Origin of the sequence: Streptomyces sp. S3(2020) (genome assembly GCF_013044505.1) — a bacterium.
Taxonomy (GTDB): domain Bacteria; phylum Actinomycetota; class Actinomycetes; order Streptomycetales; family Streptomycetaceae; genus Streptomyces.
In genome coordinates, this window is sequence record NZ_JABERD010000018.1 from 21,842 (window position 1) to 43,404 (window position 21,563).

At 69.8% G+C, this 21,563-nt stretch carries 18 protein-coding genes; 4 read left to right on the forward strand and 14 right to left on the reverse strand.

The genetic code is table 11. The features are described 5' to 3' along the window. Genes zwf through pgl form a run of 3 tightly spaced genes read left to right on the forward strand, consistent with a single transcriptional unit; the run spans position 1 to position 3,400 of the window. Entirely contained in the window at positions 1–1,539 is a 1,539-nt protein-coding gene (zwf, locus tag HLK59_RS08920; protein ID WP_171140745.1) for a glucose-6-phosphate dehydrogenase, read from the forward strand. Then, a complete protein-coding gene (gene opcA / locus HLK59_RS08925) occupies positions 1,536–2,621 on the forward strand; it encodes a glucose-6-phosphate dehydrogenase assembly protein OpcA (RefSeq protein WP_171140746.1) in 1,086 nt (361 codons plus the stop codon). The genes zwf and opcA overlap by 4 nt, the downstream gene beginning before the upstream one ends. Next, positions 2,618–3,400: a 6-phosphogluconolactonase gene (gene pgl, locus HLK59_RS08930; protein ID WP_171140747.1), complete on the forward strand. Its 783-nt coding sequence runs from the start codon at positions 2,618–2,620 to the stop codon at positions 3,398–3,400. Before opcA ends, pgl begins: the two co-directional genes overlap by 4 nt. A gap of 510 nt (positions 3,401–3,910) precedes the next feature. Here pgl and HLK59_RS08940 read toward each other — a convergent pair. The 14 genes from HLK59_RS08940 to HLK59_RS09005 all read right to left on the reverse strand — a co-directional run bounded on the left by HLK59_RS08940 (position 3,911) and on the right by HLK59_RS09005 (position 21,065). Continuing rightward, the gene (locus tag HLK59_RS08940; protein WP_346779678.1) at positions 3,911–4,723 is read right to left on the reverse strand and encodes a hypothetical protein; all 813 of its coding nucleotides are present in this window, start codon (positions 4,721–4,723) and stop codon (positions 3,911–3,913) included. Positions 4,724–4,814: 91 nt separating this feature from the next. Next, a complete protein-coding gene (gene pgi / locus HLK59_RS08945) occupies positions 4,815–6,467 on the reverse strand; it encodes a glucose-6-phosphate isomerase (protein ID WP_171140748.1) in 1,653 nt (550 codons plus the stop codon). Between the two features lie 52 nt (positions 6,468–6,519). Beyond that, positions 6,520–7,788, reverse strand: a complete 1,269-nt coding sequence (locus HLK59_RS08950; RefSeq protein ID WP_171140749.1) for an MFS transporter — start codon at positions 7,786–7,788, stop codon at positions 6,520–6,522. Positions 7,789–7,926: 138 nt separating this feature from the next. Then, positions 7,927–8,262: an RNA polymerase-binding protein RbpA gene (locus HLK59_RS08955; RefSeq protein WP_003976875.1), complete on the reverse strand. Its 336-nt coding sequence runs from the start codon at positions 8,260–8,262 to the stop codon at positions 7,927–7,929. Positions 8,263–8,462: 200 nt separating this feature from the next. Further along, positions 8,463–8,693, reverse strand: a complete 231-nt coding sequence (gene secG, locus HLK59_RS08960; RefSeq protein ID WP_046261782.1) for a preprotein translocase subunit SecG — start codon at positions 8,691–8,693, stop codon at positions 8,463–8,465. A gap of 102 nt (positions 8,694–8,795) precedes the next feature. Then, positions 8,796–9,572, reverse strand: coding sequence for a triose-phosphate isomerase (tpiA, locus tag HLK59_RS08965; protein ID WP_171140750.1), 777 nt, complete (start codon positions 9,570–9,572; stop codon positions 8,796–8,798). Positions 9,573–9,577: 5 nt separating this feature from the next. Beyond that, complete coding sequence (locus tag HLK59_RS08970) at positions 9,578–10,789, reverse strand: phosphoglycerate kinase (RefSeq protein ID WP_171140751.1); 1,212 nt, start codon at positions 10,787–10,789, stop codon at positions 9,578–9,580. A 133-nt stretch (positions 10,790–10,922) separates the two neighbouring features. Continuing rightward, on the reverse strand, positions 10,923–11,933 hold the full coding sequence (gene gap / locus HLK59_RS08975) for a type I glyceraldehyde-3-phosphate dehydrogenase (RefSeq protein ID WP_171140752.1): 1,011 nt from the start codon (positions 11,931–11,933) through the stop codon (positions 10,923–10,925). Between the two features lie 228 nt (positions 11,934–12,161). Beyond that, complete coding sequence (locus HLK59_RS08980) at positions 12,162–15,113, reverse strand: M14 family metallopeptidase (RefSeq protein ID WP_171140753.1); 2,952 nt, start codon at positions 15,111–15,113, stop codon at positions 12,162–12,164. Between the two features lie 146 nt (positions 15,114–15,259). Continuing rightward, positions 15,260–16,249 carry a DNA-binding protein WhiA gene (gene whiA / locus HLK59_RS08985; protein WP_171140754.1) on the reverse strand — a complete coding sequence of 330 codons (990 nt, stop codon included), beginning with the start codon at positions 16,247–16,249 and terminating at the stop codon, positions 15,260–15,262. Next, positions 16,240–17,307 (reverse strand): uridine diphosphate-N-acetylglucosamine-binding protein YvcK, encoded by a 1,068-nt coding sequence (gene yvcK, locus HLK59_RS08990; protein ID WP_171140755.1) that lies wholly within the window; start codon positions 17,305–17,307, stop codon positions 16,240–16,242. The genes whiA and yvcK overlap by 10 nt, the downstream gene beginning before the upstream one ends. After that, positions 17,304–18,263, reverse strand: a complete 960-nt coding sequence (gene rapZ / locus HLK59_RS08995) for an RNase adapter RapZ (RefSeq protein WP_171140756.1) — start codon at positions 18,261–18,263, stop codon at positions 17,304–17,306. The genes yvcK and rapZ overlap by 4 nt, the downstream gene beginning before the upstream one ends. Next, positions 18,260–20,323 (reverse strand): excinuclease ABC subunit UvrC, encoded by a 2,064-nt coding sequence (uvrC, locus tag HLK59_RS09000; protein ID WP_171140757.1) that lies wholly within the window; start codon positions 20,321–20,323, stop codon positions 18,260–18,262. Before uvrC ends, rapZ begins: the two co-directional genes overlap by 4 nt. Before the next feature lie 67 nt (positions 20,324–20,390). Beyond that, positions 20,391–21,065, reverse strand: coding sequence for a response regulator transcription factor (locus HLK59_RS09005; protein ID WP_171140758.1), 675 nt, complete (start codon positions 21,063–21,065; stop codon positions 20,391–20,393). Positions 21,066–21,296: 231 nt separating this feature from the next. Between HLK59_RS09005 and HLK59_RS09010 the strand changes: the two genes are divergently transcribed. Continuing rightward, positions 21,297–21,458, forward strand: a complete 162-nt coding sequence (locus tag HLK59_RS09010) for a hypothetical protein (protein ID WP_171140759.1) — start codon at positions 21,297–21,299, stop codon at positions 21,456–21,458. Positions 21,459–21,563: the final 105 nt, after the last annotated feature.

A 21,563-nucleotide genomic window follows, 5' to 3' on the forward strand; every position in this document is an offset into this window, starting at 1 on the left:
TTGTCCCCTCTTTCCGGTCCCGGAGCGAATCCGCTGCGTGACCCCGCCGACCGACGGCTCCCGCGTATCGCGGGGCCGTCGGGCCTGGTCATCTTCGGCGTCACGGGCGATTTGTCCCGGAAGAAGCTCATGCCCGCGGTGTACGACCTCGCGAACCGGGGTCTGTTGCCGCCGGGCTTCTCGCTGGTCGGTTTCGCCCGGCGCGAGTGGCAGAACGAGGACTTCGCGCAGGAGGTCCACGACGCCGTCAAGGAGCACGCCCGTACGCCGTTCCGCGAGGAGGTCTGGCAGCAGCTCATCCAGGGGATGCGCTTCGTCCAGGGCACCTTCGACGACGACGACGCGTTCGAGCGGCTGCGCGGCACCATCGAGGAGCTCGACAAGGCACAGGGCACGGGCGGCAACTTCGCCTTCTACCTCTCGGTGCCGCCGCGCTCCTTCCCGGTGGTCATCCAGCAGCTGAAGAAGCACGGGCTCACGGACCAGTCCGCCGGTTCCTGGCGCCGTGCGGTCATCGAGAAGCCGTTCGGTCACGACCTGACGTCGGCCGAGGACCTCAACAAGGTCGTCCACGAGGTCTTCGCCCCGGACCAGGTCTTCCGTATCGACCACTACCTCGGCAAGGAGACCGTCCAGAACATCCTGGCGCTCCGCTTCGCCAACCAGATGTTCGAGCCGATCTGGAACCGGTCCTACGTGGACCACGTGCAGATCACCATGGCCGAGGACATCGGTGTGGGTGGCCGGGCCGGCTACTACGACGGCATCGGCGCCGCCCGTGACGTCATCCAGAACCACCTCCTCCAGCTCATGGCCCTCACCGCCATGGAGGAGCCGTCCTCCTTCGACGCGGACGCGCTGGCCGCCGAGAAGACCAAGGTGCTCGGCGCGGTGAAGCTCCCGAAGGACCTGGGCCGGGACACCGTCCGCGGACAGTACGCGGAGGGCTGGCAGGGCGGTGAGCAGGCGGTCGGGTACCTCCAGGAGGAGGGCATCGACCCCAAGTCCAAGACGGACACGTACGCCGCCATCAAGGTGGAGGTGGACAACCGCCGCTGGGCGGGTGTGCCCTTCTATCTGAGGACCGGCAAGCGGCTGGGCCGCCGGGTCACCGAGATCGCGGTGGTGTTCCAGCGGGCGCCGCACTCCCCCTTCGACTCGACGGCCACCGAGGAGCTGGGCTCCAACGCGATCGTCATCCGCGTCCAGCCCGACGAGGGCATCACGGTCCGCTTCGGTTCGAAGGTCCCCGGCACCTCCATGGAGATCCGGGACGTGTCGATGGACTTCGCCTACGGCGAGTCCTTCACGGAGTCCTCGCCCGAGGCGTACGAGCGGCTGATCCTCGACGTCCTGCTCGGCGACTCGAACCTCTTCCCGCGCACCGAGGAGGTCGAGCTGTCCTGGAAGATCCTCGACCCGATCGAGGAGTACTGGGACCGGCACGGCAAGCCGGCCCAGTACCCGTCCGGCACCTGGGGGCCGGTCGAGGCGGACGAAATGCTCGCACGAGAGGGACGGAGCTGGCGCCGGCCATGAAGATAGACCTCACGGACACCACTGCCAGCAAGATCAACAAGGCACTGGTCAAGGGCCGCCGGGCCATCGGCACGCCGGCCGTCGGCATGGTGCTCACGCTGGTCATCGTCACGGACGAGGAGAACGCGTACGACGCCCTGAAGGCCGCCAACGACGCGTCGCGCGAGCACCCCTCGCGCACGCTCGTGGTCATCAAGCGCGTCTCCCGCACTCCCCGCGACCGCACCCAGTCCCGTCTCGACGCCGAGGTGCGGGTGGGCGCGGACGCGGGCACCGGCGAGACGGTGGTCCTGCGGCTGTACGGCGATGTCGTGAACCACGCCCAGTCGGTCGTCCTGCCCCTGCTGCTGCCCGACGCCCCGGTGGTCGTCTGGTGGCCGGTGGAGGCGCCGATCGACCCGGCGAACGACCCGCTGGGGGCTCTCGCCCAGCGCCGGGTCACCGACACCTACGCCTCCGAGCAGCCGGTACGGGATCTCGGCGCCCGCGCCGACACCTACACGCCGGGCGACACCGATCTGTCCTGGACCCGCATCACGCCGTGGCGCTCGATGCTGGCCGCGGCCCTGGACCAGGTCACCGTGGACGTCAACGCGGTCGAGGTCGAGGGCGAGGAGTTCAACCCGAGCTGCGAGCTCCTGGCGATGTGGCTCGCGGACCGGCTGGACGTCCCGGTGAAGCGCTCGCTGTCGGGCGGCCCCGGCCTCACCGCGGTCCGCATGGACACCAGCCACGGGCCGATCACCCTGGACCGCGCGGACGGCTCGCTGGCGACGCTGTCCATCGAGGGCCAGCCGGACCGTGCGGTGGCGCTCAAGCGGCGTGAGACGGCTGAGCTGATCGCGGAGGAACTGCGGCGGCTCGACCCGGACGACACGTACGCTTCGGCGCTGCGGTTCGGGGTGGAGAAGCTGAACGCGGCTGCGGCCCCGACTCCGGCTCCGGCTGTCGTCGGGGAGGCGCCCGAGGCGCCCGCTGTTGCTTCGGCTTCCGCTTCGGCTCCGGCTCCGGCTCCGGCTCCGGCGAAGAAGGCGACCGCCAAGAAGGCCACGGCTTCGTCCCGGAAGGCGGCGGCCAAGTGAGCACTCCGCAGCTGGTCGTGCACCGCGACAAGGAGCTGATGGCGCAGGCCGCCGCGGCCCGCCTCATCACGAAGATCGTGGACGCGCAGGCCTCCCGGGGCTACGCGTCCGTGGTCCTCACCGGCGGCCGCAACGGCAACGGCCTGCTGGCCGCGCTGGCGGCGGCTCCGGCGCGGGACGCGATCGACTGGGGCCGGCTCGACCTGTGGTGGGGTGACGAGCGGTTCCTGCCCGAGGGCGACCCGGACCGCAATGTCACGCAGGCCCGCGAGGCCCTGCTGGACTCGGTGCCGCTCGACCCGAAGCGGGTGCACGCCATGCCCGCCTCGGACGGTCCGTACGGCGCCGACGTCGACGCCGCCGCCGCGGGGTACGCCGAGGAGCTCGCCCGTGCGGCGGGCCCCGAGAACCATGGCTCGGCGCCGACCTTCGACGTCCTGATGCTGGGCGTCGGCCCGGACACCCACGTCGCGTCGCTCTTCCCGGAGCTCCCGGCGGTCCGCGAGACCGAGCGCACGGTGGTCGGCGTCCACGGCGCGCCGAAGCCGCCGCCTACGCGGGTGACCCTGACGCTGCCCGCCATCCGCGCCGCCCGCGAGGTCTGGCTCCTCGCGGCCGGCGAGGACAAGGCCCAGGCCGCGGCGATCGCTCTCTCGGGCGCGGGCGAGATCCAGGCACCGGCTGCCGGCGCCCACGGCCGCCAGCGCACCCTCTGGCTCCTGGACGCGGCAGCGGCCTCCCAACTGCCCCGCTCGCTGTATCCACCGGCGTCGCCCTGAGCGGACCGCCCGCTCAGAAGTCCAACTCCTTCAGCAGGTCCGGGTCCTCCCGGACCTGCTGAAGGAAGGGCTCGAACAACGACGGATCGAACAGCAGCGGAGTCGAAGGCGGACCCGCGCAACCCCTCGACCTGACCGGCCAGTTCGAGCAGACAGTCGTCGGTGCAGCCGTCGACGGCCTCTGCCGGCTGGTTGGCGTACAGCACCTCGTGGTACCCGGCGAACTTGCCCGCCTCCGGTCGTCCAGGAACGACACGAGCGTGCACTGGCTGCTGGCCTCCCGCAGCACCGGACCGCCGCCGCTACACCGGGCGGCGCGGATCCTCGTACAGATGGACCGCCACCGGGGCATGCGGGTCGCCGACCACGATCGTGGTCCCGTCCGAGGCGAGCTTCTCGGGCACCTCGTCCAAGCTCGCGTACGCGGCCGGAGCCTCGCGGCCGGGTCTGCGCGGCTCGTCCTCCCCCGGTTCGTGTCTCTGCCCGCACCCGGCGAGCGCCGCCCCCGTTTCAGGAGCCGTACGGCGGCGCAGGCCTGCCCGGCGGCATCGGTGGGGCGTTCGGCGGCATCGGTGGGGTGAGGGGCAGCTGGGTGGTCGGGTGGGACGCCAGGCGGATGCCGTGGCGCTGGTCCAGGCGCCGCATCTCCAGCAGTGAGATTCCAGTGACCGTCAGGGGCGCGCCCAGGATGAACAGGATGCCCAATCCGAGGCTGAGCCCGTGCAGGTCGCCCGTGAAGAGGTCGGGGAGGGCCATCAGCCAGGTCGTGACCGTGGCGAGCAGCGGCGGCAGACAGCGGTGCACACCCGCGGTGCCGAAGAAGTTCGCTCCCACGTGCCAGGCCCCGCGGGCCACGAAACCGATCAGCCAGAGCACGACCGGGCCGAGGACCAGGATGAACAGGCCCGCGCCGCCCGCCGTCTGCAGCAGCACGACCGTGAGCACGATCGTCCCCACGAAGAGCAGCAGCAGTTTCAGCGAGTTGAACAGCGAGGGCCTCAGCCCGCCCACCGAGCCGCGCCGCCGCCACACGAAGAGCATGACGCCGACCGTCAGCGGTGTGATGAAGAGCAGGACGACGGAGGCCGTCAGCATGTTCTCCAGCATCTCGTCGAAGGCGAAGCCGCCCTCGACGAAGGTGTACACACCGATCGCCGCGACCGTCCCGGCGATGAGACGGATCTTCTTCAGCCGCTCCACCGCCGGGTCGATGGACTCCGGTATCCACGCCGGATGAAACACGGCGCGCGCCGCGTACTTCGGTTTCCAGAGCGGCCCCGCCGTCAGCGCGCCGCCCGTCCAACTCCCTTGTGAACCAGCCACTTTGCACTCCCCCGAGCCATGGCTTCCATGATCGCCGGGGAGTCTACGGGAAGCGGACGGCTCCACGCCGCCCGCTTTCCGTGATCCGAGGTCAGGAACGGCCGCGCAGCTCCCGGTACTTGGTCACCAGAGCCTTGGTCGACTCGTCGAGACCCGGCACGTCCGCGCCGTCGGTCAGCGCCGGTTCCACGCGCTTGGCGAGGACCTTGCCGAGCTCCACGCCCCACTGGTCGAAGGAGTCGATGTTCCAGACGGCGCCCTGGACGAACACCTTGTGCTCGTACAGTGCGACGAGCTGCCCGAGCACCGACGGCGTCAGCTCGCGCGCGAGGATCGTCGTGGTCGGGTGGTTGCCCTGGAACGTCTTGTGCGCGACCAGTTCCTCGGCCACTCCCTCGGCGCGCACCTCGTCCGGCGTCTTGCCGAACGCCAGGGCCTGCGTCTGCGCGAAGAAGTTCGCCATCAACAGGTCGTGCTGGGCCTTGAGCCCGTCGCTGAGCTCACCGACCGGCTCGGCGAAGCCGATGAAGTCCGCCGGGATCAGCTTCGTGCCCTGGTGGATCAACTGGTAGTACGCGTGCTGTCCGTTGGTGCCGGGTGTGCCCCACACCACCGGTCCCGTCTGCCAGTCCACCGGCTCGCCGTCCCGGCCCACGTACTTGCCGTTGGACTCCATGTCCAGCTGCTGGAGGTACGCCGTGAACTTGGACAGATAGTGGCTGTACGGCAGCACCGCGTGCGACTGGGCGTCATGGAAGTTGCCGTACCAGATGCCCAACAGGCCCAGGAGCAGCGGCACGTTGGACTCGGCGGGCGCGGTCCTGAAGTGCTCGTCGACGAGCCGGAACCCGTCGAGCATCTCCCGGAAGCGGTCCGGGCCGATGGCGATCATCAGGGACAGCCCGATCGCCGAGTCGTACGAGTACCGTCCGCCGACCCAGTCCCAGAACTCGAACATGTTGGCCGTGTCGATACCGAACGCGCCGACCTTCTCCGCGTTCGTCGACAGCGCCACGAAGTGCTTGGCGACGGCGGCCTCGTCACCGAGCGCGTCCAGCAGCCACTGGCGGGCCGAGGTCGCGTTGGTGATCGTCTCGATCGTGGTGAAGGTCTTGGAGGCGATGACGAACAGCGTCTCCGCCGGGTCCAGGTCGCGGGTCGCCTCGTGCAGGTCGGCGCCGTCCACGTTGGACACGAAGCGGACCGTGAGGTCGCGGTCGGTGAAGCTGCGCAGCACCTCGTAGGCCATCGCCGGTCCGAGGTCGGAGCCGCCGATGCCGACGTTGACGACGTTCCTGATCCGCCTGCCGGTGTGTCCCTTCCACTCCCCGGAGCGGACGCGCTCGGCGAAGCCGGCCATCTTGTCGAGGACCGCGTGCACGCCCGGCACGACGTTCTCCCCGTCGACCTCGACCACCGTGTCCCGGGCCGCCCGCAGCGCGGTGTGCAGGACGGCCCGGTCCTCGGTGGTGTTGATCTTCTCGCCGCGGAACATGGCGTCCCGGAGGCCGAGGACATCGGTGGCGGCGGCCAGCTCGCGCAGCAGCCGCAGCGTCTCCTCGGTGACGAGGTGCTTGGAGTAGTCGACGTACAGGTCCCCGACCTGGAGCGTGTACCCGGCGCCGCGGCCCGGTTCGGCGGCGAACAGCTCGCGCAACCGCACCTCGCCGAGCTCCTCGCGGTGCTTGGCCAGAGCGGTCCACTCGGGTGTCTGGTTGAGCCTCGTACGGCCGTCTGCGTTCATGTCCGACTTCAGCCTTCTTTCGTGCCTGTCCCAGCTGGTCCAACCTAATTGATCAGCGCGTGACATGAGCTGCCGCGGCGCCGTCCTGCGGTGCAACAACAGGTACGTCCGGCTTGAGCGCAGGTGTCAACGAGGCGACGGAGAGAACGAAGAAGCCGGCCGCGAGCAACGCCGGGGTGCCCCGCCCCCAGGTCGTGGCGGCGACACCGCCGAGGAGTGCGCCCAGGGGTGCCCCCGCGACCGCCAGGGTCCGGAAGGCCGAGCTGACCCGGCCCAGCATCTCGGCGGGGCTGCGCTGCTGCATGAGGGTCGTGGTGTTGACGTTCCACACCATGCCCATCACCCCGAAGACGGCCATCGCGGCCACCATCGCGGCCAGGCTCCGCACCGTCCCCATCACGACGAGCGCGCCGATCTGCACGGTCCCGGCGAGGAGTACGGCCCGCACCCGCCCCGCGCGGGAGACCAGCCGTCGGTTGAGCGCTCCCCCGGCCAGGGAGCCGACGGTGTAGGCGGTCGTCGCCGCCGCGAACCCGGCGTGCCCCGCGCCGATCCAGTCGGTCACCAGAAGCACCATGGTGGCGATGAGGGCGCCCACGCCTATGTTGCACAGGGCCGTGGCCGCGCACAGGCCGCGCAGGGCCCGATCCCCGGCGAGGGTGCGCAGCCCCTCCGCGATCTCCCGGCGCAGGGTGCTGCCCGCCGGTCTCGGCTTCCGCTCGGGCGCACCGGTCCGCAGCGAGGCCACCAGTGCCGCCGCCACCAGGAAGGTCGCCGCGTCGGCCACGAAGGGCACCGGGGCGCCGACCAGCAGCAACAGGGGAACGACGGGGGCGCCGAGGAGACCGCCGGCGATCTTCTGCCCGGTCATCAGACGGGCGTTCGCACTGCCGAGGGCCTCGTCGTCCACCAGCGCGGGCAGCAGGGCGGTGGACGCATTGTCGAAGAGTGTCTGCAACGTGGTCAGGGCGAAGGCCAGCGCGATCAGCAGACCGATGGAGGCCTGCCCGAGCGCCACGGCCACCGCGAAACAGGCGACCAGCAGCCCTCGTAGCGCATCCACCGTCCACATCGCGCGCCGCTGGTCCACCCGGTCGGCGACCGCTCCGCCGAGCAGGCCGAAGACGATCCAGGGCAGATAGCCGCAGGCGGTGACCGCCGCTATGGCGAGGGGCTCGTGGGTCAGGGTGGCGGCCAGCAGGGGCAGCGCCGCCGTACGCAGCGCGTCTCCGAAACTGGAGAGCACCGCGGCACTCCACAACCGCCCGAACCCTCCACGCCACGCGGGCACACACGCACCCGCGGCCTCGACCGTCACCACAGCTTCCCCCTCACGATTCGCACGCCTTGCAGCGATACACAAACCGTAGAGGTCACCACTGACAACACGGTGGGCCTGTGGACAACGTGAGAACAGCTCCGGCCAGGCACCTCTCGGTGCCCGGCCGGCTGTCAATTCCTAGATCTCGCCCCGCAGTTTGGCGAGCGCCTCGGCGAGGATCGCCTCGCCGTCCGCGTCGCTGCGACGCTCCCGTACATACGCGAGGTGCGTCTTGTACGGTTCGGTGCGCGGCGGGTCCGGCGGGTTGTCCCGGTCCTGTCCGGCGGGGAAGCCGCAGCGCGGGCAGTCCCAGGTTTCGGGGACCTGCGCGTCGCTGGCGAAGCTGGGCTGCGTCTCGTGCCCGTTGGAGCACCAGAAGGAGATGCGCAGCCGGGGCGCGGACTCGCCACGCTCGGCCTCGCCCATCGGCCCCGCCCCGACCCGGCTTCCTCGGATCGCGTTGCCACTTGCCACGGTCGTAACTCCCTGCGTGATGGTGCCGCGAAGCGAGTCGGCGTTTTCGCTCCGTTGCGAGCGCCTCAGTCTACGTAAGGCCCAACGCGCGTCCAGTGATTGGAGTTACAGCCCCCACACCTAGACGCAAGCCCCATGATAGGCCGCGCTCAGGTGCGCGTACCGAACATGGGGCCTTACGTACGGATTGTGCGTGCCGGTCAGTTGTTCACCTTCATCAGAAGGCCGAGCACGATGATGCACGCGAACCACAGCAGACCGACCACGATGGTGATCCGGTCGAGGTTGCGCTCGGCGACCGAGGAGCCGCCGACGGAGGACTGCATACCGCCACCGAACATGTCGGACAGGCCGCCGCCCTTGCCCTTGTGCATGAGCACCAGCAGCATCATCAGCCCGCTGAAGACGATCAGGGCGATCGAGAACCCCATAACCACGGCTGGACCAACTTCCTCGGATCTGGATGGACGACAGGGGCACAGCCACTGGGCTGTGCCCCCGCAAGGGTACGACGGATCCCGCTTACCGCATACTCACTGGTCGCGGAAGCGCACGATCTTGACGAACTCGTCGGCATCGAGCGACGCACCGCCCACGAGCGCACCGTCGATGTCGGCCTGCGCCATGATCTCGGCGACATTGCCGGACTTCACGGAGCCGCCGTACTGGATACGGACCTGGTCGGCCAGCTCCTGGGTGTAGAGCTCGGCGATCTTGCCGCGGATGGCGGCGCAGACCTCCTGGGCGTCCTGGGCGCCGCAGACCTTGCCGGTGCCGATGGCCCAGACGGGCTCGTAGGCGATCACGACGGACTCGGCCTGCTCGGCCGGGAGGTCCTTGAGACCGCCCTCGACCTGGGCGAGGGTGTGGGAGACGTGGTTGCCCGCCTCGCGGACGTCCAGCTCCTCCCCGACGCACAGGATCGGGGTCAGGCCGTGCTTGTAGGCGGCCTTGACCTTGGCGTTGACGATCTCGTCGGTCTCGGCGTGGTACTGGCGGCGCTCGGAGTGGCCGATCGCCACGTAGGTGCACTTCAGCTTGGCGAGCATGGCACCGGAGATCTCGCCGGTGTAGGCGCCGGAGTCCTGTGCGGAGATGTCCTGGGCGCCGTACTTGATCTTGAGCTTGTCGCCGTCGACCAGGGTCTGCACGGAGCGCAGATCGGTGAAGGGCGGCAGGACGGCGACCTCGACGGCCTCGTAGTCCTTGTCCGCGAGGGCGAAGGCGAGCTTCTGGACGTGTGCGATGGCCTCGAGGTGGTTGAGGTTCATCTTCCAGTTGCCCGCCATGATCGGCGTGCGCGTGCTCATAAGGGTCAGTCCTCCAGTGCGGCGAGGCCGGGGAGCGTCTTGCCCTCGAGGTATTCGAGGGAGGCGCCGCCGCCGGTCGAGATGTGGCCGAACGCGTTCTCGTCGAAGCCCAGGATGCGGACGGCCGCGGCGGAGTCGCCACCGCCGACGACCGTGAAGGCCTGGGAGTCGAGGAGGGCCTGGGCGACCGCCTTGGTGCCCTCGGCGAATTCGGGGTGCTCGAAGACGCCCATCGGGCCGTTCCAGAAGACGGTGGCGGCGTCGGTGATCTTCGAGGCGTACAGCTTGTTGGACTCCGGGCCGATGTCCAGGCCCATCCGGTCGGCCGGGATGGCGTCCGCGGCGACGGTGGTGGCACCGGCCGGAACCTTGGTCTTCAGGTCCGGGAACCCGGGAGCGACCACGGCGTCGACGGGCAGCACCAGCTCGACGCCGGTCTTCTCCGCGCGCTCGATGTACTCGAGGACGGCCGGGATCTGGTCCTCCTGGAGGAGCGACGCGCCGACCTCGTACCCCTTGGCCTTGAGGAAGGTGTACGCCATGCCGCCGCCGATGAGGATGCGGTCGGCCTTGCCGAGCAGCTCGTCGATGACGGCGAGCTTGTCGGAGACCTTGGCACCGCCGAGGGCGACCACGTAGGGGCGCTGCACGTCGTCCGTGAGCTTCTTCAGGACGCCGACCTCGGTGGCGATGAGGTAGCCGGCGTAGTGCGGCAGGCGGGCCGGGAGGTCGAAGACCGAGGCGTGCTTGCGGTGGACCGCGCCGAAGCCGTCGCCGACGTAGACGTCGGCGAGGGCGGCGAGCCGGTCCGCGAAAGCGCCGCGCTCGGCGTCGTCCTTGGACGTTTCGCCGGCGTTGAAGCGCAGGTTCTCGATGACCGTGACCTGGCCGTCGGCGAGGCCGGCGACGGTGGCCGTGGCGGACTCGCCGACGGTGTCGGTCGCGAAGGCCACGTCGGCGCCGAGGAGTTCACCGAGGCGTGCGGCGGCGGGAGCGAGCGAGAAGGCCGGGTCCGGGGCGCCCTTGGGGCGGCCCAGGTGGGAGGCGACGACCACGCGCGCGCCCGCCTCGGCCAGCGCCTTGACGGTGGGCAGCACGGCGCGGATACGGCCGTCGTCGGTGATGGTGGTGCCGTCCAGCGGCACGTTCAGGTCGGCGCGGACGAAGACCCGCTTGCCTGCGACGCCTTCGGCGAGAAGTTCGTCGATCGTCTTCATTGAGAGGGCTCCCGAGAGGACTGGTGGTGCTCGTGATCCTAAGAGGGCTGGTCTGCACGTGAGTCAGGGCCCGAGCGGCGCGTCCTTGCGCCGCCCGAGCCCTGCTCTCACATCAACGTGCCTGCTCTGTCGGTCAGAGCTGGTTGCCGACGAAGACCGTGAGGTCGACGAGTCGGTTGGAGTAGCCCCACTCGTTGTCGTACCAGCCGAGGATCTTCACCGACTTGCCCTCCTGGACCATGGTCAGGGAGGAGTCGAAGGTGCAGGAGGCCGGGTCGCTCACGATGTCCGAGGACACGATCGGGTCCTCGGTGTAGACGAGGATGCCCTGGAGGTCGCCGTCGTCGGCGGCCTTCTTGAACGCGGCGTTGACCTCGTCCTTGGTGACCTCGCGCTGGAGCTCCACGACCAGGTCGGTGGCCGAGCCGGTCGGGACCGGGACGCGCATCGCGATGCCGTCGAGCTTGCCCTTGAGCTGCGGGAGGACCAGGGCGGTGGCCTTGGCGGCACCCGTCGTGGTCGGGATGATGTTCTCGGCGGCGGCGCGGGCGCGGCGCAGGTCCGAGTGCGGGAAGTCCAGGATGCGCTGGTCGTTGGTGTACGCGTGGACCGTCGTCATCAGACCCTTGACGATGCCGAAGTTCTCGTCGAGGACCTTGGCCATCGGCGCCACACAGTTGGTGGTGCAGGAGGCGTTGGAGATGACGTGGTGGTTGGCCGCGTCGTACTTGTCCTGGTTGACGCCCATCACGATGGTGATGTCCTCGTCCTTGGCCGGAGCCGAGATGAGGACCTTCTTGGCGCCGCCGGCGATGTGCTTCTCGGCGTCGGCCTTCTTCGTGAAGATGCCGGTCGACTCGATGACGATGTCGACGCCCAGCTGACCCCACGGGATGTCGGCGGGGTTGCGCTCGGAGAGCACCTTGATGGTGTGGCCGTCGACCGTGATGGTGTCGGCGGTGTGCGAGACCTCGGCCTTGAGGCGGCCCAGGATGGTGTCGTACTTCAGCAGGTGAGCGGTGGTCGCGGTGTCACCCAGGTCGTTGACAGCCACGATCTCGATGTCAGCACCCTGCTCCAGCAGTGCGCGGAAGTAGTTGCGACCAATACGACCGAAGCCGTTGATGCCTACGCGGATCGTCACGAACCGATCTCCTCGTTGGTACGCCGGCTATGCGGTGCCGGCGAGCTCTGTTTGGGATGTCCCCGACCGCCTACGACCCTACCTCCCACAAGCTCCCGCAGTGACATCGAGATGCCGCATACACGGGCAGGCGGTCCGTACCCGCCAGTAGGGGTACGGACCGCCCGGGCCGAAAGGCATGGTCGCTCGAACTGGTTACGGAGAGTCAGTCACCGTTGACCGGTGCGTTCACTTTCCGAGAGCCGTGAGCGCCTTGCCGAGCAGGGTCGTGCGATCGGCCGCCGCGGTGACGTGTTCCAGGCCGAAGCCCAGCAGCACGGTGTCGTCCGTGGTGACCGCGCCGTACGTCTTGAACAGCTCTCCGGAGAGCCCCCAGTCCTTGACGACCGCCGGGCTGCCCGCGGGCGGTCCGGGGACGCTCCAGGCACCCAGCGACGTCTCGAAGCCCTCGGTCTCGACGGCGTTGCCGCCGATCACCACGGACGCGTTGTCGACGAGGACACCGCGGCCGCCGGATCCGGGGTCGGTGATGTAGCTGAGGGAGACCTCGACCTTCTTGCCGGCGTAGGCGGAGAGGTCGAACTCGACCGGCTGCCAGCCGGCCGACGCCCCGGTGAAGCTGTTCCACTGGCCGCTGGTGCCGGAGGCCGTGCAGCCGCCGTCGCCGAGGGTCAGATACCGCTTGAGTGCGGGATGGGCCGCGATGAAGTACCCGGCGTCGCACTCCGCGGGCACGGCGGTGCTGGTCCTGCCGTTCTTCTCCGGCAGCGTGGTCCAGTCGTCGGCCCCGGCCGTGTGAGCCTCCAGCACGGCGTGGTCGTAGCCCTCCTCGGTGCTCCACAGCAGCCGGGTGCTGAGCGTGGGTGCCTGTGCGGCGGTCACCGAGGTGAGGTCGATGGTGCGGGTGAGGCGGTTCCACGCGTAGTCGCTGTGGGTGACGGCCGCCATGGAGGCGCCTTCGTAGGGACCGTACGGGTTGACCGTGCCGGGGTAGGTGCCGCCGCCCGCGCTCGCGAACTGCGGGAACGTGGCGACCGGCAGGGTGTCCGAGGTGGCGCTGAACGACCCGGCCGTGTCGAGCGGGTTGCCCGGGGCCGCGCCGAGCGCTCCGCCGGCTCCGGCGAGTTTGCCGACGCCCTGGAAGGCGGTGGCTCCCGGCAGGGACGTACGGTTGTAGGCGCCCAGGTAGTACTGGCCGAAGTCGTTCGACAGGGTGCCGCCGCCGAGGTCGACGTTGCCGCCGGCCCGTTCGCCCGCCTCGACCAGTTTGCCGCCCTCGTTGAGGTAGGCCCGCAGCTGGAGTTGGGTGGCGTTGCCCGGGACGCTCGCGCCGGTGTAGTGGACGACCGTCCTGAAGTGGTCCAGGACGCCGAGCGCGTCGGGCGCGCCCTGGGTGGCGACGTCCCAGACGGTCGCCTTGCGGCCGTTGGCCTTCAGCGCGTCGACGTAGGTCTGCGCCTGTGTGGCGGCCGCGCCCTCCTCGGCGACCACGAGCACGTCCGCGCGTGGCCGCGCGGCCACGGTGTAGGTGAAGTGCTCGCTGGAGGTGCGCTTTCCACTGCGCGTCTCGCCGGTGAACCACACCTCGACCTTGTCGCCCGGATCGCCGTCGGCGACCTTGGCGCGGTACTCGTCGAAGTAGAGGTTGTCCTCACCGCCGAACGTCTCGCCGCCCTTCCAGGCCTTGAGCGCCCTGTCGTGCGTGCGGCCGCCGTTGACGCGGTACTTGAGCTCCTTGTCGCGCACGGACTTGCGTGCGACGACGGAGACTTCCTGGTCCGCGCCGCGCGAGTACGACGTGGTGAACGTCTTCGGGGTGAAGTCGGCGGCCTTCAGACCGAGCGAGGACTTCGGCTGGTCGGGCTGCGCGGCGGACTCGGCGACGGAGAGCGCGAACGGGATGTTCTTCTGGAACTCCTGCTGGATCAGCTTCTCGTCGTCCGGGAAGTTGAAGACCGACCGGCAGTCGGCCGCGTTCCACTGGTCGTCGGCGTAGAGGTCCGACACGGTCTGGCAGGTCGACATCTCGGGGGTGTACATCGCCAGGCCGTTGACGTTCGACGCGTGGCCGTCCGCCTCGCCGTTGGTGGTGTAGAGCTCCGAGGAGACCTGCGGCCGGTAGCCGGGGATCGCGGAGTTGTCCGGGGTGCCGGCGAGCGACTTGTAGAGGACGTCGTCGGGCGTGTCGGTGGCCACCTGCCAGCCGACGCCGTAGAGGAGGAGTTCGGCGGCGGAGTGGTAGTTGATGCCGTACGTGAAGCCGATCCGCTTCTGGAAGGCGTCGATGGCCTTCGTCTCGGGCTCGGAGCCCGGGCCCGTGCCGCGGTAGGTCTCGCTGGTGGGGGTGGGGGACGAACCCTCGTTGTCGTAGCCCCACTTGTAGGAGAAGTTGCGGTTGAGGTCGACGCCGTCACCGATGGCGATGGTGCCGTCGGCGTTGTTGTCCCGCAGGTTCTTGCGCCACAGGCGGGAGTCGTCGCCCTGGAAGGTGTAGTCGTAGCCGTCGGGGTTGGCCGAGATGACGAACCACAGCTCGGTCGAGTCGACGATCTTCTTGATGCGCTTGTCGGACTTGTAGTTGTCGACGTAGTAGTGGAGCAGCCGTCGGGTCATCTCCGGCGTGATCCACTCGCGCGCGTGCTGGTTGGACATGTACAGCACGGAGGGCTTGGCGCCGTCCTTGGTCTTCTTCGCGTTCTTGGTGAGCTTGAGCGCGAGGATGTCCTGGCCGCCCACCGTCTTGCCGATGGAGACGACCTTGGTGAGGCCGGGGTTCTCCTGGCCGGTGCGGAGAATCTCCTCCTTGATGTTCCCGGCCCCGCTGTACGGGCGGAACACACCGTCGGCGGCCGCCTCGACACGCTTCTCGGCCTTGGCGGAGAGAGTGTGCTCGGTGAGGTCGACGCCCTGTTTCTCGAGTTTGTCCGCCTGTTGGTCAGTCAGGTAGACCTCGACGGTCGCGGTGCCCTTGGCGGGTACCTGCTCGCTCAGTTCGTGGCCGTCCTGCCCGGCTGCCAGCAGCAGGGGTACCTGCTGGTTGGTGACCTCGGCCCGGAAGACCTTGATCTCGTCGGGGTCGGGAGAGCCCGCGCTCTCCGCGGCCTGGGCGATGGGCGCGAGGCCCGCACCGCCCAGAAGGAGTGCGCCAACAGCGAGGATCGGTCTCGCTCTTCGTCTCATGTGCCCCCCTTGCAGTGGTCCGCCACAGCAGCGAACAGATGCCAGGCTCATGACAGTTCATGATCCAGTCAAGGGGGCCTCACGGACACGCAAAAGCCGGTGTCGTCACTCCAAAGGAGCAGCGACACCGGCGTGATGACGGTGGATCAGCCTGCGAGGTTGTCGGCCATCTCCTCGGTGATGCTGGATTCCGTGCCCGGGATGCCGAGATCCTGGGCCCGCTTGTCGGCCATCGCCAGCAGCCGGCGGATCCGGCCGGCGACGGCGTCCTTGGTCAGCGGCGGGTCGGCGAGCGCGCCCAGTTCCTCCAGGGAGGCCTGCTTGTGCTCCATGCGCAGGCGCCCGGCGGCCGCGAGATGCTCGGGCACGTCGTCGGCGAGGATCTCCAGAGCCCGTCCGACCCGGGCACCGGCGGCGACGGCCGCGCGCGCGGAGCGTCGCAGGTTGGCGTCGTCGAAGTTGGCGAGACGGTTCGCCGTGGCCCGCACCTCGCGGCGCATCCGGCGCTCCTCCCAGGCCAGCACCGACTCATGGGCGCCGAGCCGGGTGAGCAGCGCGCCGATCGCGTCGCCGTCGCGGACGACCACCCGGTCCACTCCGCGCACCTCGCGGGCCTTCGCGGCGATGGAGAGCCGACGGGCGGCACCGACCAGGGCGAGCGCGGCCTCCGGACCCGGGCAGGTCACCTCCAGCGAGGAGGAACGGCCGGGCTCGGTCAGCGAGCCGTGCGCCAGGAAGGCCCCGCGCCAGGCGGCCTCGGCATCGCAGGTGGCCCCCGAGACGACCTGCGGGGGCAGGCCGCGGATCGGGCGGCCCCGGCCGTCGACCAGGCCGGTCTGCCGGGCCAGCTGGTCACCACCGGCGACCACCCGCACCACGTAGCGCGAACCGCGGCGCAGTCCGCCCGGTGCCATCACGATCAGCTCGGAGCTGTGGCCGAAGATCTCCAGGATGTCCCGCTTGAGCCGACGGGCCGCCATCGCGGTGTCCAGCTCCGCCTCGATCACGATGCGCCCGCTCACCAGGTGGAGGCCGCCGGCGAACCGCAGGACGGCGGAGACCTCCGCCTTTCTGCAGCAGGTCCGGGTGACGGGGAGCCGGGAGATCTCATCCTTCACCGCTGCCGTCATCGCCATGGGCCGATCCTTCCATGCATCCGAAAAATACGGTCGTACGCGGCGGCCAACAGCTCCGGGTCGTGCCTCGGGGTCCCATCGGGCCGGGCCACCGGCGCCAGCTCGACCGCGGCACCGAACCGCTTGGCGGCATCGGTCAGGGAGTCGCGGTCGGGCACGGCGGCCTGGTCGGCCAGCACCACGTCCAGGGCGAGTTTAGGGGCGTGTCGTCCCAAAACCTCCAAATGACGCTGCGGGGAGAAGCCATCGGTTTCTCCGGGCTGCGGGGCGAGGTTCAGCGAGAGTACCCGGCGCGCCTTCGTCTGGGTGAGGGCGTCCAGGAGTTCGGGCACCAGCAGATGCGGGATGACCGAGGAGAACCAGGAGCCGGGTCCGAGCACCACCCAGTCCGCGTCGAGGACGGCGGCGACGGCCTCGGGGACGGCGGGCGGGTCGTGCGGTACGACGTGCACGGACTGCACCTCGCCCGGGGTCAGGGCGACGGTCGCCTGTCCCCGGACGGTGTCCACGTCCTCGGGGCGCTCCGGGTCGTGCCCCTTGACCAGTGCCTGGAGCTCCAGGGGTACGGCGGACATGGGCAGCACCCGGCCGTGCGCGCCCAGCAGCCTGCCGACCAGGTCGAGGGCCTGGACATGGTCGCCGAGCTGCTCCCACAGGGCGACGATCAGCAGATTGCCGACCGCGTGCTCGTGCAGGTCGCCCTTGGACTCGAAGCGGTGCTGGATGACCCGGGCCCAGGTCTGGCCCCAGTCGTCGTCACCGCACAGCGCGGCCAGCGCCTTGCGCAGATCGCCGGGCGGCAGCACGCCCAGCTCGTCGCGGAGCCGCCCGCTGGAGCCGCCGTCGTCGGCCACGGTGACGACGGCGGTGAGGTCGCCGGTGATCCGGCGCAGTGCGGCGAGCGAGGCGGACAGGCCCATGCCGCCGCCGAGGGCGACGACCTTGGGCTGGGCACCTCGGCGGCGCGGCCTGGCGCCGCGGGCCTCCACGGGCCGGGTCGCGCGTCCCTCGGGCACGACCCGGCGCAGCCTGCTCAGCCGCGGAGAACGTTCTGTCATTCCCGTCCCATGTCCCGGTGTACGACCACCGTCTCCACGCCCTGGGAGGCGAGACGGGCGGCGAGCTTCTCGGAGGTGGCGACGGAGCGGTGCTTGCCGCCTGTGCAGCCGACCGCGATCGTCACGTACCGCTTGCCCTCACGGCGGTAGCCGGCCGCGATGAGCTGGAGCAGCTCGGAGTAGCGGTCGATGAACTCCTTCGCGCCGGGCTGGTTGAAGACGTACGCCGACACCTCCTCGTTGAGGCCGGTGAAGGGGCGCAGCTCCGGGACCCAGTGCGGGTTGGGCAGGAAGCGCATGTCCACGACCAGGTCGGCGTCGACCGGGAGGCCGTACTTGAAGCCGAAGGACATGACGGTGGCCCGCAGCTCGGGCTCCTCCTCGCCCGCGAACTGGGCGTCCATCTTGGCGCGCAGCTCGTGGACGTTGAGGCTGGAGGTGTCGATGACCAGGTCGGCGTCGCCGCGCAGCTCGCGCAGCAGCTCGCGCTCGGCGTCGATGCCGTCGACGATGCGGCCGTCGCCCTGGAGGGGGTGCGGGCGGCGCACCGACTCGAAGCGGCGGACCAGGGCCTCGTCGGAGGACTCCAGGAAGACGATCCGCCGGGTGACGTGCTTGGCCTCCAGGTCGGCGAGGGACTCGCGGAGGTTGTCGAAGAAGCGGCGGCCGCGGACGTCGACGACGACAGCGATGCGCGCCACGTTGCCCTGGGAGCGGGCGCCGAGCTCCACCATGGTGGGGATCAGCGCGGGCGGCAGGTTGTCGACGACGAACCAGCCGAGGTCCTCCAGACACTTGGCGGCGGTCGACCGGCCGGCTCCGGACATACCGGAGATGATCACCAGCTCGGGGATGGCCGCATCGGGAAGTCCGGCCGCCTCGCCGGTCGTGCCGGTACTCACTTGTGCTCCGTCTCCGTCTTGGCTCTGTTGGCCTTCGTGCTCGTTCACATTCATGTCTCCTGCCCCCGTCGTTCGTCCGGGGTGCCCGCCGTCACGGGCTCCCCACCGGAACCCATGGTGCCGGGTTCCTCTTCCATGATCTCTCCAGTAGCTGTGTTCACCGCGGGCGCGGCCGGTGCCGCCTGGGCGAGGGCCACGGCGATGGTCTCAGCCGTTTTGCGGCCTATGCCGGGAACCTCGCAGATCTGGTCGATGGTGGCAGATCGAAGTTTCTTCAACGAGCCGAAATGTTTCAGAAGTGCCTGCTTGCGCGTCTCTCCGAGGCCGGGGACATCGTCCAGCGGGCTCGCCCGGAAGCGCTTGGCGCGCTTGGCCCGCTGGTAGGTGATCGCGAAGCGGTGGGCCTCGTCACGGACGCGCTGGAGCAGATAGAGACCCTCGCTGGTACGGGGCAGGACCACCGGGTCGTCCTCGTCGGGCAGCCAGACCTCCTCCAGCCTCTTGGCGAGGCCGCAGACGGCGATGTCGTCGATACCGAGCTCGTCGAGGGCCTTCTTGGCCGCGGCGACCTGGGGCTGTCCGCCGTCGACGACGAGGAGCTGGGGCGGGTAGGCGAACTTCCTGGGGCGGCCGTCGTCGTCCTTGAGCGGGTTCTCGGGGTCGTCCTCGACCCACTCGCCGGTCTTCTCCTTCTCGGCGAGGTAGCGCCGGAAGCGGCGGGCGATCACCTCGTGCATCGAGCGGACGTCGTCCTGGCCCTCGCCGTGCCAGACCTGCGTGTCTCCGACACGACCCTTGATCTGGAAGCGGCGGTACTCGCTCTTGCGCTGGAGGCCGTCCTCGAAGACGACCATGGAGGCCACGACGTCATCGCCCTGGAGGTGCGAGATGTCGAAGCACTCGATCCTCAGGGGGGCGCTGTCCAGGTCGAGGGCCTCGGCGATCTCCTCCAGGGCACGCGAGCGTGTGGTCAGGTCGGAGGCGCGCTTGGTCTTGTGCAGCGCGAGGGTCTGCACGGCGTTGCGCTGCACGGTCTCCATCAGCGCCTTCTTGTCGCCGCGCTGCGGGATGCGCAACGACACGTTCGACCCGCGGCGTCCGGTGAGCCACTCCTGGACCGGTCCGGCCGGGTCGGGCAAGGCCGGGACGAGGACCTCCTTGGGGACCGAGTCCCCGGTCTCCTCGCCGTAGAGCTGCTGGAGGGCGTGCTCGACGAGGGCGCCGGTGGTGATCTCCTCGACCTTGTCGGTGACCCAGCCGCGCTGGCCGCGCACGCGTCCGCCGCGGACGTGGAAGATCTGCACGGCGGCTTCGAGTTCGTCCTCGGCGACCGCGATGAGGTCGGCGTCGGTCGCGTCGGCGAGCACGACGGCGCTCTTCTCCATGGCCTTCTTCAGGGCCTCGATGTCGTCGCGCAGGCGGGCCGCCCGCTCGTACTCCATCTCCTCGGCCGCCTCCATCATCTGCCTCTCCAGACGGCGGAGGTACGTCCCGGTCCGGCCTGCCATGAAGTCGCTGAAGTCCTCGGCGAGTTCGCGGTGCTCGTCGGCGGAGACGCGGCCGACGCAGGGCGCGGAGCACTTGCCGATGTAGCCGAGGAGGCAGGGGCGGCCGGTGCGGGCGGCGTTCTTGAAGACGCCGGCGGAGCAGGTGCGGACGGGGAAGACGCGCAGCAGGAGGTCGACGGTGTCGCGGATCGCCCACGCGTGCCCGTAGGGCCCGAAGTACCTGACGCCCTTCTTCTTGTGACCGCGCATCACCTGCACGCGCGGGAACTCCTCGTTCATCGTCACCGCGAGGTACGGGTAGCTCTTGTCGTCGCGGTACTTGACGTTGAACCGGGGGTCGTACTCCTTGATCCAGGAGTACTCCAGCTGGAGGGCCTCGACCTCCGTGGACACCACCGTCCACTCCACGGACGCGGCCGTGGTCACCATCGTGCGGGTGCGGGGGTGCAGGCTCGCCAGGTCCTGGAAGTAGTTCGCCAGGCGCTGGCGCAGGCTCTTCGCCTTTCCGACGTAGATCACCCGGCGGTGCTCGTCGCGGAATCGGTAGACCCCGGGAGAGTCCGGGATCTGTCCCGGCCTGGGGCGGTAGCTGGAGGGGTCGGCCATGTCTCCCACCCTACTGGCGGGGGCTGACAGTCCGACGGGGCTGTGGACGACGGGCGGGCGACCGCTACTACCTGGACTCCAGGAACGTCAGGACGGCCAGGACCCGGCGATGGTCGTCGGTGTCCTCCGTCAGGCTGAGCTTGCCGAGGATGCTGCGGACATGCTTCTCGACCGTGCCCTCGGTGACCCACAGGCGGCGGCCGATGCCGGCGTTGGAACGGCCCTCGGCCATGAGCGCCAGGACCTCCTGCTCGCGGGAGCTGAGGTGGGACAGGGGGTCGTCGCGGCGCTGGGCCGTGAAGAGTTCGTGGACCAGGGAGGGATCGACGACCGCGCCGCCCTTGCCGATGCGGTCCAGCGCCTCGATGAACTCGTCGACGACCGTGACCCGGCTCTTCAGCAGGTAGCCGACCCCGCGTCCGCCGGCCAGCAGTTCCAGGGCGTCCTCGACCTCGACGAACGCGGACAGGACGAGGATGCCGGTGTCGGGGTGGCGCTCCCGGATGGTGCGGGCCGCCTTGAGTCCCTCCGTGGAGTGGTCGGGCGGCATCCGTATGTCGACGATGGCGATGTCGGGGCGCTCCTCGTAAACCAGTTCCAGGAGCCGCTCCGCGTCACCTGCCTGGCCGGCCACCTCGTAACCGACTCTCTCGCACAGACTCGCCAGTCCCTCCCGGAGCAGGATGTCGTCGTCGGCGAGGACCACCCGTCCCCGCACCTGCCGCTGCGATGCGTCGTCCATGGCCCCGGCTCCCCTTGCCCGACCGATCTGCTGCGCGCCCAACAGCCTGCCCCACCGGCGGGATTACGGCTAGCCGGAAGCGGAATTGGGGGCCTGCCGTGACGACACGCGGACGTATGCGAGCGATTCTCGTATCAGTGCGATGCAGAAGGACCGGTCGCTTCGGGCGAGAGGCGACGGGTCGCGGGACCGAAGGGTTGCGGGACCGAAGGGCTCGAAGGGTTGCGGGAGATGCGGCGGACGCGGATCGAGAAGACGAGGCGGTCGGCCCGTGTCCGTCCCGCCCCCGAGGACACGTACGGCTTCGGCGATGTCCTCGACCCCCGGGATCCCGACATCGTGCGCGCCAAGCGCCTTCAGTCGACACACGACGGCGGTACCCACCGCCCCTAGAACCGGACGGCGGCCTCTCCGTCCGACATGACCGCCCGGTGCGTACGCGACGTCACCAAGTCCGAGGTCCCCCCGCCTGGACGACTCCCCCGCGTGCGCCCCGGG

Bases quoted from the DNA above. Each gene is read 5' to 3' on its own strand.
- opcA (WP_171140746.1), top strand. From the start codon at position 1,536: ATGAAGATAGACCTCACGGACACCACTGCCAGCAAGATCAACAAGGCA.
- pgi (WP_171140748.1), bottom strand. From the start codon at position 6,467: ATGAACGCAGACGGCCGTACGAGGCTCAACCAGACACCCGAGTGGACC.
- secG (WP_046261782.1), bottom strand. From the start codon at position 8,693: ATGGGGTTCTCGATCGCCCTGATCGTCTTCAGCGGGCTGATGATGCTG.
- tpiA (WP_171140750.1), bottom strand. From the start codon at position 9,572: ATGAGCACGCGCACGCCGATCATGGCGGGCAACTGGAAGATGAACCTC.
- HLK59_RS08970 (WP_171140751.1), bottom strand. From the start codon at position 10,789: ATGAAGACGATCGACGAACTTCTCGCCGAAGGCGTCGCAGGCAAGCGG.
- HLK59_RS08980 (WP_171140753.1), bottom strand. From the start codon at position 15,113: ATGAGACGAAGAGCGAGACCGATCCTCGCTGTTGGCGCACTCCTTCTG.
- whiA (WP_171140754.1), bottom strand. From the start codon at position 16,249: ATGGCGATGACGGCAGCGGTGAAGGATGAGATCTCCCGGCTCCCCGTC.
- yvcK (WP_171140755.1), bottom strand. From the start codon at position 17,307: ATGACAGAACGTTCTCCGCGGCTGAGCAGGCTGCGCCGGGTCGTGCCC.
- rapZ (WP_171140756.1), bottom strand. From the start codon at position 18,263: ATGAATGTGAACGAGCACGAAGGCCAACAGAGCCAAGACGGAGACGGA.
- uvrC (WP_171140757.1), bottom strand. From the start codon at position 20,323: ATGGCCGACCCCTCCAGCTACCGCCCCAGGCCGGGACAGATCCCGGAC.
- HLK59_RS09005 (WP_171140758.1), bottom strand. From the start codon at position 21,065: ATGGACGACGCATCGCAGCGGCAGGTGCGGGGACGGGTGGTCCTCGCC.
- HLK59_RS09010 (WP_171140759.1), top strand. From the start codon at position 21,297: ATGCGGCGGACGCGGATCGAGAAGACGAGGCGGTCGGCCCGTGTCCGT.